Source organism: Pseudarthrobacter sp. NIBRBAC000502772 (assembly GCF_006517235.1).
Lineage (GTDB): Bacteria > Actinomycetota > Actinomycetes > Actinomycetales > Micrococcaceae > Arthrobacter.
Genome location: NZ_CP041188.1, coordinates 319,145 through 332,900 on the forward strand (window position 1 = coordinate 319,145; position 13,756 = coordinate 332,900).

Annotated in this window: 12 protein-coding genes; 7 read left to right on the forward strand and 5 right to left on the reverse strand. The window is 66.3% G+C overall.

Annotated features, from left to right (window positions below; all coding sequences use genetic code 11):
• Positions 1 to 122 precede the first annotated feature (122 nt).
• Both NIBR502772_RS01515 and NIBR502772_RS01520 read left to right on the forward strand, forming a co-directional pair.
• Positions 123 to 1,784 carry an MDR family MFS transporter gene (locus NIBR502772_RS01515; RefSeq protein WP_141138780.1) on the forward strand — a complete coding sequence of 554 codons (1,662 nt, stop codon included), beginning with the start codon at positions 123 to 125 and terminating at the stop codon, positions 1,782 to 1,784.
• Positions 1,785 to 1,989: 205 nt separating this feature from the next.
• Positions 1,990 to 3,429 carry a sugar porter family MFS transporter gene (locus tag NIBR502772_RS01520; protein WP_141138781.1) on the forward strand — a complete coding sequence of 480 codons (1,440 nt, stop codon included), beginning with the start codon at positions 1,990 to 1,992 and terminating at the stop codon, positions 3,427 to 3,429.
• A gap of 7 nt (positions 3,430 to 3,436) precedes the next feature.
• Here NIBR502772_RS01520 and NIBR502772_RS01525 read toward each other — a convergent pair whose 3' ends face one another.
• The 4 genes from NIBR502772_RS01525 to NIBR502772_RS01540 form a co-directional block, all read right to left on the reverse strand.
• The gene (locus NIBR502772_RS01525) at positions 3,437 to 3,958 is read right to left on the reverse strand and encodes a GNAT family N-acetyltransferase (RefSeq protein WP_141138782.1); all 522 of its coding nucleotides are present in this window, start codon (positions 3,956 to 3,958) and stop codon (positions 3,437 to 3,439) included.
• Between the two features lie 207 nt (positions 3,959 to 4,165).
• Positions 4,166 to 5,329: a mannitol-1-phosphate 5-dehydrogenase gene (locus NIBR502772_RS01530; RefSeq protein ID WP_141138783.1), complete on the reverse strand. Its 1,164-nt coding sequence runs from the start codon at positions 5,327 to 5,329 to the stop codon at positions 4,166 to 4,168.
• On the reverse strand, positions 5,329 to 7,380 hold the full coding sequence (locus tag NIBR502772_RS01535; protein WP_141138784.1) for a PTS mannitol transporter subunit IICBA: 2,052 nt from the start codon (positions 7,378 to 7,380) through the stop codon (positions 5,329 to 5,331). Before NIBR502772_RS01535 ends, NIBR502772_RS01530 begins: the two co-directional genes overlap by 1 nt.
• Before the next feature lie 49 nt (positions 7,381 to 7,429).
• Positions 7,430 to 8,158, reverse strand: a complete 729-nt coding sequence (locus NIBR502772_RS01540) for a TetR/AcrR family transcriptional regulator (RefSeq protein WP_104062868.1) — start codon at positions 8,156 to 8,158, stop codon at positions 7,430 to 7,432.
• Between the two features lie 160 nt (positions 8,159 to 8,318).
• On the opposite strand from NIBR502772_RS01540, the gene ptsP reads away from it, so the two are divergent.
• From ptsP to NIBR502772_RS01555, 4 genes are all read left to right on the forward strand, one after another.
• Positions 8,319 to 10,004: a phosphoenolpyruvate--protein phosphotransferase gene (ptsP, locus tag NIBR502772_RS01545; RefSeq protein WP_104062869.1), complete on the forward strand. Its 1,686-nt coding sequence runs from the start codon at positions 8,319 to 8,321 to the stop codon at positions 10,002 to 10,004.
• A 79-nt stretch (positions 10,005 to 10,083) separates the two neighbouring features.
• On the forward strand, positions 10,084 to 10,362 hold the full coding sequence (locus NIBR502772_RS01550) for an HPr family phosphocarrier protein (RefSeq protein WP_056341927.1): 279 nt from the start codon (positions 10,084 to 10,086) through the stop codon (positions 10,360 to 10,362).
• Between the two features lie 55 nt (positions 10,363 to 10,417).
• Positions 10,418 to 10,558: a hypothetical protein gene (locus tag NIBR502772_RS22265; protein WP_168223467.1), complete on the forward strand. Its 141-nt coding sequence runs from the start codon at positions 10,418 to 10,420 to the stop codon at positions 10,556 to 10,558.
• Positions 10,559 to 10,712: 154 nt separating this feature from the next.
• The gene (locus NIBR502772_RS01555; RefSeq protein ID WP_141138785.1) at positions 10,713 to 11,108 is read left to right on the forward strand and encodes a helix-turn-helix domain-containing protein; all 396 of its coding nucleotides are present in this window, start codon (positions 10,713 to 10,715) and stop codon (positions 11,106 to 11,108) included.
• Between the two features lie 75 nt (positions 11,109 to 11,183).
• On the opposite strand, the gene NIBR502772_RS01560 is transcribed toward NIBR502772_RS01555, so the two are convergent.
• Positions 11,184 to 12,401, reverse strand: coding sequence for a CdaR family transcriptional regulator (locus tag NIBR502772_RS01560; RefSeq protein WP_141138786.1), 1,218 nt, complete (start codon positions 12,399 to 12,401; stop codon positions 11,184 to 11,186).
• Positions 12,402 to 12,634: 233 nt separating this feature from the next.
• Here NIBR502772_RS01560 and ald point away from each other — a divergent pair, with 233 nt between their 5' ends.
• Positions 12,635 to 13,753 (forward strand): alanine dehydrogenase, encoded by a 1,119-nt coding sequence (ald, locus tag NIBR502772_RS01565; RefSeq protein ID WP_141138787.1) that lies wholly within the window; start codon positions 12,635 to 12,637, stop codon positions 13,751 to 13,753.
• The last annotated feature ends 3 nt before the right edge of the window (positions 13,754 to 13,756 follow it).

Sequence of the window (13,756 nt, forward strand, 5' to 3'; positions counted from 1 at the left end):
GGGAGTCCGCGGCGGGGCTGAGCTTCCGGAAGAAATCTCTGGCAGCGGGAATGAAACGCGAACTAACATAGTTACTGAAAGCAACTATCGAGCGCGATCCCTCATTCTTTCCTGGAGAAGCCATGTCCAAAACAACCGCTGTGCGTGCCGCCGGCGAAACCCTGACACAGCGTCAGATCGTCACCGTGATGGTGGGGCTCATGCTGGGCATGTTCCTGGCATCCCTGGACCAGACCATCGTGTCCACCTCCATCTACACCATCGCCAATGACCTGGACGGGCTGTCCCTCCAGGCGTGGGCCACCACCGCCTACCTCATCACGTCCACCGTCAGCACGCCGCTGTACGGCAAGCTGAGCGACATTTTCGGCCGCCGTCCGCTGTACCTGATCGCCATCGTCATCTTCCTGATCGGCTCGCTCTACGCCGGCTCAGTGCACTCCATGACCGAACTGGCCATCGCCCGCGGCGTCCAGGGCCTGGGCGCCGGCGGCCTGCTGGCCCTCGCGCTGACCATCATCGGCGACATCGTGTCCCTCAAGGACCGGGCCAAGTACCAGGGCTACTTTATGTCGGTGTTCGGCATCTCCTCCGTGCTCGGCCCGGTGGTGGGCGGCGCGTTCGCAGGGTCGGCCAACATCCTGGGCTTTGACGGCTGGCGCTGGGTGTTCTTCATCAACCTGCCCATCGGCCTGGCGGCCCTGGCCGTGGTGTTTATGTTCCTGCACCTGCCGGCCAAGCACGTGAAGCAGAAGATCGACTACTTCGGCGCGGCCGCCATCACGCTCGCCATCGTCCCGCTGCTGCTCGTGGCGGAACAGGGCCGCAGCTGGGGCTTTATGTCGCTGAACTCCTTCCTTTGCTACGGCCTGGGCGCTGTAGGCATCATCTGGTTCCTGCTGGCTGAAAAGCGCGCCGGAGACTACGCCCTGATCCCGCTCCGGCTCTTCCGGAACGCTACTTTTGGCCTGTCCTCGCTGCTGAACTTCATCATCGGCATCGGCATGTTCGGCGCCATCGCCATGCTGCCCATGTACCTGCAGCTGGTCAAAGGGCTCACACCCACCGAAGCCGGCCTGATGATGATCACCTTCACCCTGGGCATCCTGACCGGTTCCATCACGGCGGGCCGCACCATTTCGGCGTCGGGCACATACCGGATCTTCCCCATCGTGGGTACTGGCATCCTCACCGTCGCCGCGCTGGTCATGGGACTGTCCCTGGGCGTGGACACGGGCCTCTGGGTTCCCGGCGTGATCGCCGTGTTCTTCGGCATGGGCCTGGGTTTCTGCATGCAGCCGCTTACGCTGGCCATGCAGGTCTCCGTTCCCCCGAAGGACATGGGTGTTGGCACCTCCTCCGCGGCGTTCTTCCGGTCCATGGGCGGCGCGGTGGGCACGGCCGTGTTCATCTCCATGCTGTTCAGCCTGGCCGCGAGCCGGATCGCCGACACCATGAAGTCAGCCATGGCCAGCTCCGACTACCAGGCCGTGCTGCGCGACCCGGCGGTGGCCGCGGACCCGGCCAACGCCAAGCTCTACGAGTTCTTCCAGAACGGCGCGTCGGACGAATCGCTCAATGACACCAGCTGGCTCCACTCCGCCAACAGCGTGCTCACCCGGCCCATTACGGAGGGCTTCGCGTACGCGATCGACACCGTGATGATCACCGCAGCCGTCCTCACCGGGATCGCGTTCCTGATCAGCTTCGCCCTGCCTAACAAGAAGCTGACGGATCCGAAGTTGGCCCCGCAGGGAAACGCAGCTGCCGTGGCGGCCCACTAAGCCGCCTCCCCTGAAACAGACAGACGACGACGGCGGCACACCCCGCCGTCGTCGTCTTTCTGTTTCGGAGGGTACAAGTCGCAAGTGGAACGGCGGGCGGTGACGTGCCACACTGTTTAGCGCGTGTGCGCCGGCCATCCGAGCCGGTACCGCAGCCGACGACGTCCGCACCGCATCCACCCGACCCCCAAACCCAGGGAGCACCATGTCCACCGCCAAGGAGCAGACCACCGCCAAGATCCCGCAGCGGGTGATCTGGCTGGCACTCGCAGGCGCGGTGGGCGGATTCCTGTTCGGCTTCGACTCCTCCGTGGTCAACGGTGCAGTGGATGCCATCAAGGATGAGTTCGCGCTTTCCGAGGCCGTGACCGGCTTCGCCGTGGCCATCGCCCTGCTGGGCTGCGCGGCAGGCGCCTTCCTCGCTGGCAAAGTCGCCGACCGCTACGGCCGCATCCCCGCCATGAAGCTGGGCGCGGTGCTGTTCCTGGTCAGCGCCATCGGAACCGGCTTCGCCTTCGGCGTCTGGGACCTGATCTTCTGGCGTCTGGTGGGCGGCCTGGGCATCGGCCTCGCGTCGGTGATTGCGCCGGCCTACATTTCCGAGATTTCCCCGCGGCAGGTCCGTGGCCGGCTGGCGTCGCTGCAGCAGCTGGCCATCACCACCGGTATCTTCGCCGCACTCCTGTCCGACGCGCTCTTCGCCACCACCGCCGGCGGCGCGGACCAGGCCTTCTGGCTCGGACTGGAAGCCTGGCGCTGGATGTTCCTCGCCGCTGCGGTTCCCGCCGTGGTCTACGGCTGGATCGCCTACACCCTCCCGGAATCCCCGCGGTTCCTGGTGTTCCAGGGCAAGGAAGACGAAGCCCGCAAGGTGTTCGACTCCATCGCCCCGTCCGAGGACACCGACCGGCACATCCGCGAGATCCAGGACGCCATCGAAGAGGACAAGCTGTCCGGCCAGAAGGGCTCGCTCCGCGGCAAGACGTTCGGCCTGCAGGCAGTGGTCTGGGTGGGCATCGTCCTCTCGGTCCTGCAGCAGTTCGTTGGCATCAACGTGATCTTCTACTACTCCACCACGCTGTGGAAGGCCGTCGGTTTCCAGGAGAAGGACTCGCTCACCATCTCGGTGGCAACCTCCATCACCAACATCCTGGTGACACTCGTGGCCATCGCACTGGTGGACCGGATCGGCCGCCGCCCCATTCTCCTGGCCGGGTCCATCGGCATGGCGGTCTCACTGGGCACCATGGCGCTGGCATTCTCCGCCGCCGTGGGTTCAGGCTCCGAGATCTCCTTGCCGGGCGCCTGGGGTCCGGTGGCCCTCGTGGCGGCCAACATCTTTGTGGTCAGCTTCGGCGCTTCCTGGGGCCCGCTGGTCTGGGTCCTCCTTGGTGAGATCTTCCCGTCCCGGATCCGTGCCCGCGCCTTGGGCCTGGCCGCCGCAGCGCAGTGGGTGGCCAACTTTGCCATCACGCTCAGCTTCCCCGTGATGGCCGCTGCTTCCCTGCCGCTGACCTACGCCATGTACGCGCTGTTCGCGGCGGCGTCATTCTTCTTTGTGATGTTCAAGGTGCCGGAGACCAACGGCATGTCCCTGGAGCAGGCCGAGACCCTGTTTGTGCCCAAGGGTTCCAAGAAGGCCTGACGCCGGGTCAGAGAGTGAGCTTCATGCCCTCATGGCTGGCGTCAAAGCCGAGCCGCTCGTAGAACCGATGGGCGGCTGTCCGCGACTTGTGCGTGGTCAGCTGCATCAGCGTGCAGCCGCGGCGCCTCGATTCCTCGATCGCCCACCCCACCATCAGGTTTCCCAGGCCCTGGCCACGAAGGCTGCCCGCCACACGGACCGCCTCAAGCTGCGAGCGCCAGGAGCCCTGCCGCGAAATGCCGGGCAGGAAGCTCAGCTGGAAGGTGCCCACGACGCGGCCGTCAGCCGCCCCAGCCGGCACGTGCTCGCCCACCACCAGCAAATGGCACGGGTCGGCGTCGATCGCTTCGAAGGCCCGCTCGTACGGCGCCATGTCGTGGCCCAGTTCTCGGCTGGCGCCGAGGGAATCGTCGGCCAGCAGCGCCACAATGGCGGGCAGGTCCCCGGACACGGCGTGCCTGAGGCGGAAGGTCCCGCCGTCGACGTCGGCAGTCAGCAAGGCGGTCAGGGCACCGGGGTTCGTGGTCATCTCCCCAGCATTCCACAAGGCTTGCGAACCTATCCCTCCGAGACCCTCTCTCACTTTCGGTGCCTTAAACGCCAACGCTCTCTCATCCAGGTGAGAGAGCGTTGGCCAAAAACCGCATTATCTGCGAGAGGGTTGCTCGAAAACCCACTTTAAGTGAGAGAGCGTCCTGGGGGTGGGTGCGTGCGGTGGGGGTCAGGCCGTCGGAGGTCAGGCCGGCGCCTTCGCCCCTTCCGCCTGGCGTTCCTCCACCAGCGTGGACACCGCCGCAAACAGCGGGTGCTCCGGTGCCAGCCCGGTAATCCTGGCTGTGGCGTCGGCAGGCGACGACGAAGCCAGGATCTGCGCGAGTTCGGTGGCCTCGGCGTCGGCGGGGTCTGTGAAGCGCAGGGCCGCGGCGATGGCACCCAGGAGCGCCTCGGGCACGATCCCGCGTTCGGCGAGTTCAGCCGCGGGGCCGATGAACCGTTCATGCCGGCTGAGCTTGCGCATGGGGGCGCGGCCCACCCGGTTCACGGTGTCCGGCAGGTGCGGGTTGGAGAAACGGACCAGGATCTTCTGGACGTAGGCTTCCTGCTCGTCGTTGTTGAAGCCGTGCTTGGCCACAAGGAGTTGCTTGGTTTCCTCTAGGACGGCCCGCACATCTTCCGCCACGTCCTGATCGGCCATGGCCTCGGAGATCTTTTCCAGCCCGGCCTCAAAGCCGAAGTACGCAGCGGCCGCGTGCCCCGTATTCACGGTGAAGAGCTTCCGCTCGATGTAGGGCGAGAGCTCGTCCACAAACGTTGCGCCCGGGATGACCGGGGCCGCATCGCCAAACGCTGTCCGGTCGATGACCCACTCATAGAACGTTTCCACGGTCACGTCCAGGCCCTGGCCCGGCTCCTGGTTGGGCACAATCCGGTCCACGGCAGTGTTCGCAAACACCGCCGCGGCGTCCAGGGACCCGGCGGCGTCGTCCCAGAGGGCGGCGACTTCGGCCCGCAGGACGTCGGTGGCGTTGATGGCGTTCTCGCAGGCCATGACTTGCAGCGGCGCCAGCCCGGCAGCCCGCGCGGCGATGCCCTTGGTGATGGCGGGCGCGACGAACTTCAGGATGTGCGGCCCCACGGCGGTGGTGACGATGTCCGCCGTCGCGATTTCCCGCACCAGCGCCGCTTCCTGCGTGCCGGAGTTCAGCGCGCGGAAGTTGTCCACCGTCCGGACCGTGGGGTTCTCCCCCACCTCGTGGACGTTGTAGCTGTCTGCTGCCACGAGCTGGTCGATGAGTGCGTCCGCGACATCCGCGAATACCACCTCATAACCGGCCTGGTGCAGCAGCAGCCCCACAAAGCCGCGGCCGATGTTCCCGGCTCCGAAATGTACCGCCTTCACTATGCGTTCACCTTTCCGAATAGCTCCAGGACTTCCTCAACGGACGTGGCCGCTTCCAGCTGGGCCACCTGGGCCTTGCTGGTGAAGACCTTCGCGATGGAGGACAGGATGTGGAGGTGTTCGTTGTTGATGCCGGCCACGCCCACCACGAACTTGACCTGTTTGCCGTTCCAGTCGATGCCGTCCGGGTAGCGGATCACGGACACAGCGGACTTCAGGATATGGTCCTTGGCGGCGTTGGTGCCGTGCGGGATGGCCAGGAAGCTGCCCATGTAGGTGGACACGGATTCCTCGCGCTCGTGCATGGCCGCGAGGTAGCCCTCGTCCACAGCGCCGCGGGCCAGGAGCAGCTGGCCTGCTTCGTCGATGGCGGCATCGCGGGTGGTGGCTGTGCCGTTAAGGATCACGCTGTCGGCCACGAGGATGTCCGACGGCGCCGCCGTCTCCGCAGCCTCGGTGGGTTCTGCACCGCCGGGTGCCGCTTCCACCGGGGCACTGGCTACGTGCGCGCCGTGGCCGGCGGCAGTTGCGGCGGCGGCAGCACCGGCGTCGGGCGTTGCGCCTTCAGTGTTGTGCTCCTTGACCAGCTCCACAATCTCGTCGTACCGCGGGCTGTTCATGAAGTTATCCACCGAGAAGTGCGCTGCGCTGGACGTGACGGGCTTGGCGCGTTCGGTCAGGTCCTGGTGGGTGATCACCACGTCGTAGGTGTCACTGAGGTTGGCGATCGCCGCATTGGTGACCTTGACGTCCGGGAACCCGGCCGCCTTGATCTTGTTCCGCAGCACCGAGGCGCCCATGGCACTGGAGCCCATGCCGGCGTCGCACGCGAACACGATGTTCTTGATGGGGCCGGCCAGGACGGCCGTACCCACGCCTGCGCCCGCACCGGTCAGCATGGAGGAGACGGAGCTCTTTTTGCCCTTCATCGCTTCCATCTTGGACGTGGCGTCGCTGAGGTCCACCTCGTCGCTGTGCTTGGTGGTTTTCAGGATCACCGAGGCCACCAGGAACGAGACCGTCATGGCGAGCAACACCGCGAGGATCACCCCGACGTAGCTGTCACGGGACGTCTGGGCGAGCACCGCGATGATCGAGCCAGGCGCCGCCGGAGCGACGAGTCCGGAGCCGGTGATGGCCAGGGTTGCGATGCCCGTCATGCCGCCGGCGATCGCGGCCAGGATCAGCAGCGGGCGCATCAGGACGTACGGGAAGTAGATTTCGTGGATGCCGCCGAAGAAGTGGATGATCGCTGCGCCGGAGGCCGAACCCTTGGCAATGCCCTTCCCGAAGAACATGTAGGCCAGCAGGATGCCCATGCCGGGGCCGGGGTTGGCCTCCAGCAGGAACAGGATGGACTTGCCCTGCTCCAGCGACTGCTGGATGCCGAGCGGGGTCAGCACGCCGTGGTTGATGGCGTTGTTCAGGAACAGCACCTTGGCGGGCTCGATGAAAATGCTGGTGAGCGGCAGCAGGCCGTTGTTGACCAGGAACTGCACGACGTTGCCGGCGGCCGTGCTGAAGGCCTGGACCAGCGGCGAGATGCCGTAGAAGCCCAGCATCGCCAGCAGCGCGCCCCAGATACCGGCCGAGAAGTTGTTGACCAGCATCTCGAAGCCGGGGCGGATCTTGCCCTCCCACAGGAGGTCGATCTTCTTCATGGTCCAGCCGCCGAGCGGGCCCATGATCATGGCGCCGATGAACATCGGGATGCCGGCGCCCACAATGACGCCCATGGTGCCGATGGCTCCGACCACGCCGCCGCGGACGTCGTAGACCATCCGGCCGCCGGTGTAGGCGATCAGGAGCGGCAGCAGGTAGGTGATCATGGGGCCAACCAGGCCCACGTTGGGCGTTCCGTCGGCGTTGGTGTCGAAGCCGCCCAAGGCCGGGACCGGGATCCAGCCCTTCTCAATAAAGAGGGCCGTGATGAGGCCCCACGCGATGAACGCGCCAATGTTGGGCATGATCATGCCGGACAGGAACGTCCCGAACTTCTGGACGTGAACCCGCAGGCTGGTGCGGGATTTCGCAACTGTCTCTGTTGCCATGTGCTTTCCTAACCGTCATTCCTGCTGCAGCGCAGGATGGGTCCGATACTTACGACGAAGTGCTGGTGGAGATTCGGTGAAGCCATTCGAGGAACAGTTTGAGTTCCGAGCTTGAAAGCTGGTCTGAGTGCGAAGCCTGAAGTGCGGCATTCAGGGCAATCGCTGCCACCACTACCGAGGACTTGCCGGAGTCTTCCGGCGCGGCCCCTTCGGCCTGTGCCGCAGACACCGCAAAGATCATGGCGTCCCGGGTCATAGTGGACAGTTCAAGGTTCCGTTCGGCGGCGGGTTCCGCAATCAGCATCAGGGTCACACCCACGTTGGCGGCCAGGATGGACCTGGCTGCTTCGCGCGGCTGGACGTTCAGCTGGCCCGCTGCCGCTGCCTTGTTCAGCATCTCCTCCATGAGCGCCTCGGCATCGGCAACGATGGCGGGGCGGCTTTCGGGGCGGATATTGCCGAACATCACCAGGTACAGTTCCGGCTGCTTGAGCCCGAACTGGACGTGGTTATCCCACATCCGCCGGATGTCCTCCAGCGGCTTTCCGGACGGGGCGAAGTCCCTCTCGCCCGCAACATACTCTTCAAAACCTGCGGCGACGACGGCGTCGAAAAGACCTTCCTTGTCACCGAAGTGGTGGTACAGGGTGGGCGCCGTGACCCCTGCCAGCTGCGTGATCTGGCGGGTGGAGACGGCTGATCCCGCGGACTTTGCCAGCAATTCGGCCGCTGCACGCAACAGACGCATTTTGGGGGGAAGCTGGCCATCCAAACTCATAGCCGCTACCCTATCACCTATAGCATTGCTATATGAACTGAATCACATACAATTTTTTCAGGCACGTTTCCGCCCTCGCACATAGTGGTCGCGGCGGCCCCGGCATGGCGCCGGGATAACCTAGGCGGGCCTGGCTACCGGCAGAGAATGAGGACCTTCAGTGCAGACCTTCCCAGGAGTTGGCGTCAGCCCCGGCCGCATCATCGGAACCGTCCGGCAGATGCCCAAACCGATCAGCGAACCCCCTGCAGGTGAGCAGCTGGCCGGCGGTACGTCCGCCGAAGAAGCCACGGCCGGGCTCAAGGCAGCCTCTCAGTCCGTCCACGACGAACTTAAGGCCCGGGCCGCGCACGCCACCGGAGATGGCAAGGCCGTCCTGGAGGCCACGGCGCTGATGGCCAAGGACACCATGCTGATCAAGGGCGCGGCCAAGCTCATTGCCCGCGGCCTCTCGAGCGAACGCGCCATCTGGGAATCCGGTTCCTCCGTCGCGGAGATGCTCCATAACCTTGGCGGCTACATGGCCGAACGCGCCACCGACGTCCTGGACGTCCGCGCCCGGATCGTGGCGGAACTCCGCGGCGTCCCTGCGCCCGGCATCCCTACCTCCAGCACGCCCTTCATCCTGGTTGCCGAGGACCTGGCACCGGCCGACACCGCAACCCTGGACCCGAACAAGGTCCTGGCACTCGTAACAGCCGGCGGCGGCCCACAGTCCCACACCGCCATCATTGCGCGTTCGCTTGGCCTGCCGGCCGTCGTGGCTGCTATAGGGGTGGACGAACTCCCTGACGGCACGGAAGTCTATGTTGACGGCGCCGCAGGCAGCATCACCGCCGATCCCGATGCCTCGCTGCGTGCCGCAGCGGATGCGTGGGCGGCCACGGCTTCCCTGCTGGCCGAGTTCAGTGGCACGGGCACGACGGCGGACGGCCACCTGGTGCCGCTCCTCGCCAACGTGGGCGGCGGCAAGGACGCCGAGGCGGCAGCCAAGCTGGGCGCCCAGGGCGTGGGCCTTTTCCGCACCGAATTCTGCTTCCTGGAACGCGATACCGAACCCTCCGTGGAAGAGCAGGCAGCCGCGTACAAGAGCGTGTTTGATGCGTTCCCGGGCAAAAAAGTGGTTCTGCGTACGCTCGACGCCGGCGCCGACAAGCCGCTTCCGTTCCTGACCGACTCCACGGAGCCCAACCCCGCCCTGGGCGTCCGCGGCTACCGCACGGACTTCACCACACCGGGCGTGCTGGACCGCCAGCTGGAAGCCATTGCCCTGGCCGAGAAGCAGTCCGAAGCGGACGTGTGGGTCATGGCCCCAATGATCTCGACGGCGGAAGAGGCGGCCCGCTTCGCCTCTATGTGCGCCGACGCCGGCATCAAGACGCCCGGCGTGATGGTTGAAGTCCCCTCCGCCGCACTCACCGCCGAGGCCATCCTGCGCGAGGTGGGCTTCGCGAGCCTGGGCACCAACGACCTCACCCAGTACGCCATGGCGGCCGACCGCCAGCTGGGCCCCCTGGCAAACCTCAACACCCCGTGGCAGCCTGCCGTGCTGCGCCTGGTGGGTTTGACCGTGGAAGGCTCCCGCGCGGAAGGCCACAACAAGCCCGTGGGCGTCTGCGGTGAGGCGGCCGCTGACCCGGCCCTCGCCGTCGTGCTTACAGGGCTGGGCGTCAACACGCTGTCCATGACCGCGCGGTCCCTGGCCGCCGTGGCCGCGGTGCTGAAGACCGTCACGCTGGCCGAGGCGCAGCAGTTGGCCAAGCTGGCCCTGTCCGCGCCCAGCGCCACCGAAGCCAAGGCCTGGGTGCGGGAAAAACTGCCCGTCCTCGAAGAACTCGGCCTCTGACCGGCCGGTTCGGACCAACCGCCCGCCTTCGACCCACCGCCCGCCGCTAGCCACAAAGAAGCACCCACCAGGAGGAACAATGCCCGAACGCATCGCCACCATCGCCAGCCGCTCCGGCCTGCACGCGCGCCCCGCCGCGCTGTTTGCGGAAGCCGCCGGAGACGTGGGAGTTGAGGTCACCATTGCCATGCAGGGCGACCCGGAGGACGACGCACTGGACGCTTCGAGCATCCTGTCGCTGATGACCTTGGGCGCCGCCAAGGGCGATGTTGTGGTGCTCCGGGCTGAAGGTGACGGCGCCGACGCGGCACTGGATTCGCTGGTCAAGCTCCTGGAAACGGACCTCGACGCCGAATAGCTTCTTCTTCGCCGTTTCGATGGTTCCCTGCCGGATCGACGCTCGCAAACATCTGGTGGGCAGGGAACCATCGAAACGGGCGACGGCCAGGGCCCTGGACACCGTCGGCGCCCTGGAACTCGACCCCGCGGCACGGCAGGCGCTTGCCTCCGAGCTGGCCAACGCCGACGAGCCCCGCCGCGGACTCCAAACGTGAGATCTCGGCCCTGCGAGGACCCAATAACGCCGAGATCTCGCCTCTGGAACGTGCCGGCCGTGGCTGGAGTGCGGTGCGGGCGTCGGATTCTGCTCCATCATTCGCGCGTCCCGAAGCGGCTCGGCCGCGGAAGTGCTCGGGTTAGGCTTCTGGCATGGCACTGATAGCTCCACGCGTCACGGCCGGCCTGCCCGCCGACGACGCCCGGAACCTCGCGCGTTCCCTCCGGGACAGCAACGACATCACCGTGTTCGTGGACGGCACGGTCCACCGCCTGACGCCCCAGGCGAGGGACGCCGTCGTGGACCTGCTCGCTCGGCTGGGCCGCGGCGAAGCGGTGACCGTCAGCAGCGTGGAAGAAATGCTCACCACCTCCCAGGCGGCCGAACTCGCCGGGATTTCCCACACGTACCTGCGCAACTTGACCGATCGCGGCGAGATCCCCGTGGAATACCGCGGCACGCACCGCCGGATCAGGCTGGCCGCCATCATGGCCTGGCTGGACCGGCAGAAGAAGCCTGACGGGCCAGAGCAGGCAGAGCAGGCCTAGCCCCGTCGTGAGCTGGGTCAGGGGCGGACGGGTCCCGGGTGTTGAGTCCCGGGTGTTGGATCCCGGCGCGCGAGCCTAAATCCGCGGGCGCGCCGCCCAGCGCCGCATTTTCAGTGCCGCATGGAGTTCCAGCCGCGGCATCCCCTTCAGCGGGTCCACGCCCAGGAGCTGCCGGATGCGGCCCAGCCGGTTGTAGATGCTGCTGCGGTGCAGGTGGAGTTTGGTGGCCACGTCCTGGACTGAGCCGTCGTTGTCATAAATGAGCTCAAGTACGGGGAGAAGTTCATCGTTGCGGTCGTGGTCCTCCAGCATCCGCACATAAACGGACCCCGAGTCAGCCCAGGCACCGGCTCCCCCGCCCGCCGAGGCCAGCAGCTGGTACACCCCGGTGGCACGGCAGTCCACCAGTTCGCCCAGCTGGGGGTCCACAGCCGCCGCCTGCGCCGCCAGCCGGGACTGCCGGTATGCCTCGGCTAGCTCGCGTGGCTTGGCGAAACCCTCGCTGATGCCAAGGATGATGCGGTGCACCGGTCGGCCCGAACGTTTGGCCAGCTCCAGCTGGTAGTGGACCAGCACCTGGGCATGGTTGGCCCGGCCTACCGACTCACGGAACAGCACCACCGAATGGGTTTCCGTGCCGGCACTGAACAGCGCCACGTCCACCCCCACCGTGGCCTGCAGGGCGGCTGAGCGGTGGATCAGCGTGGAAGCTATGGGATCCGGGCCGCCGGCCCAGCCATCGGCGTCGAGCACAGTGACCATCTGCCACGGCCCCTTGCCCTGGATTTCCTTCCAGCCCGCCACGGCGGCCACCGCGTTGGCCTCGCCGGAACAGGCGGCCAGGAACTCGCGTTCGCGGCCCCGCCGGAACTCGGACTCGGCGGTGTTGGAGTCCAGCAGCAGGCCGGAAAGCAGCTCGATCTCCGGGGTCACGAGCGGCAACTGGGAGAGGATCGCCTTCGGACTTTCCTCTGCCGAGTCCTGCTGCACCCAGAGGTAGCCGACGCGGAAACCGCGCACCATCAACGGGACACACACCCGGCCCAGCATCCCCAGCTCCTGGTTGGCGGGAATCGCCACCGGGCGGACCGCCGTGGCGATGCCGTGGGAAAGCTGCCAGGCGCTGACATCGGCCGGGACCCGCTTGCTCAACAGGAAGTTCACCCGGACCCTGTCCGCGTGGGACTGGTTGGAGCTGTAAGCGAGCAGCAGTCCGTCCAGGTCCTCCAGCGACAGTCCCCGGCCAAGCTTCTGCGCCACCTGCTCCACCAGTTGTTCCACGTCCTGCTGCATGGGGTAACCCTACTGCTCCGGCAGGCATCCAGGCGAACGAACAGCAGGCGACACCTGACGCCCTGACGCTGAACATTTGTCGACCCACGAAAGCAGAAATTCCCGGAATCACGGGGAGCCTGCACGCCCCGAACCCTGCTTTCCTGTCAGTTGGGTCACAACCGGATTTATTCTGGAATCACAACTTCCCCCGCAATTTCGGGCCTACACGGCCTGAGAATATGGAGCCCCAAATGATCATCGGTGTCCCCAAAGAGATCAAGAACAACGAATTCCGCGTCGCCATCACCGCTGCTGGCGTTCACGAGTTCCGGACCCACGGCCACACGGTCCTGGTAGAGCGCGGCGCAGGCTTGGGCTCAGGGATCACGGATGAGGAATACGCGATCGCCGGCGCCGAAATCGTTGCCGAGGCCGACGACGTCTGGGGCCGGGCCGACATGGTCATGAAGGTCAAGGAACCCATCAAGGCCGAGTACCACCGCTTCCGCAAGGGCATGATCCTCTTCACGTACCTCCACCTCGCCGCAGAGCCGGAACTCACGCAGGAACTCATCAACTCCGGCGTCACCGCCATCGCCTACGAGACCGTGCAGGAAGGCCGCACGCTGCCGCTGCTGGCCCCCATGTCCGAGGTTGCCGGCCGGCTGTCCGTGCAGGTCGGCGCCACCTCCCTGATGGCACCCGCCGGCGGCAAAGGCGTCCTCCTGGGCGGCGTACCTGGTGTCCGCCCGGCGAAGGTGGTTGTCCTGGGCGCCGGCGTCGCCGGCACCAACGCCGCCGCCATGGCCCTGGGTCTGGGCGCCGACGTCACCATCCTGGACATCAACATCAACCGCCTCCGCGAGCTCGACGCCCAGTACCAGGGCAGGCTCAAGACGGTGGCGTCCAACAAGTACGAGATCGAAAAGTCAGTGGTGGACGCGGACCTGGTGATCGGTTCCGTCCTGATCCCCGGCGCCAAGGCCCCCAAGCTGGTCAGCAACGAACTCGTGGCCCGCATGAAGCCCGGCTCCGTGCTCGTGGATATCGCCGTGGACCAGGGCGGCTGCTTCGAGGACACCCACCCCACCACGCACCAGGAACCGACGTACAAGGTCCACAACACGATCTTCTACTGCGTGGCCAACATGCCGGGCGCCGTACCCAACACGTCCACCTACGCGCTGACCAACGTCACCCTGCGCTACGCCGTGGCCCTGGCCAACCTGGGCGTCCGGGCCGCCTTCGACCGCGACCCGGCCCTCGCCGCCGGCCTCAACATCGCCGCCGGCCACGTGGCACACCACTCCGTCTCCGAGGCGCACAACCTGCCCCTCGTGGCGGACTGGCACGAGCTGGTTTCCGCCTAGTCC

What these genes read in the sequence shown, in the direction of transcription:
- NIBR502772_RS01515 (WP_141138780.1), top strand. Translation starts at nt 123, where the DNA reads ATGTCCAAAACAACCGCTGTGCGTGCCGCCGGCGAAACCCTGACACAG.
- NIBR502772_RS01520 (WP_141138781.1), top strand. Translation starts at nt 1,990, where the DNA reads ATGTCCACCGCCAAGGAGCAGACCACCGCCAAGATCCCGCAGCGGGTG.
- NIBR502772_RS01525 (WP_141138782.1), bottom strand. Translation starts at nt 3,958, where the DNA reads ATGACCACGAACCCCGGTGCCCTGACCGCCTTGCTGACTGCCGACGTC.
- NIBR502772_RS01535 (WP_141138784.1), bottom strand. Translation starts at nt 7,380, where the DNA reads ATGGCAACAGAGACAGTTGCGAAATCCCGCACCAGCCTGCGGGTTCAC.
- NIBR502772_RS01540 (WP_104062868.1), bottom strand. Translation starts at nt 8,158, where the DNA reads ATGAGTTTGGATGGCCAGCTTCCCCCCAAAATGCGTCTGTTGCGTGCA.
- NIBR502772_RS01550 (WP_056341927.1), top strand. Translation starts at nt 10,084, where the DNA reads ATGCCCGAACGCATCGCCACCATCGCCAGCCGCTCCGGCCTGCACGCG.
- NIBR502772_RS01555 (WP_141138785.1), top strand. Translation starts at nt 10,713, where the DNA reads ATGGCACTGATAGCTCCACGCGTCACGGCCGGCCTGCCCGCCGACGAC.
- NIBR502772_RS01560 (WP_141138786.1), bottom strand. Translation starts at nt 12,401, where the DNA reads ATGCAGCAGGACGTGGAACAACTGGTGGAGCAGGTGGCGCAGAAGCTT.
- ald (WP_141138787.1), top strand. Translation starts at nt 12,635, where the DNA reads ATGATCATCGGTGTCCCCAAAGAGATCAAGAACAACGAATTCCGCGTC.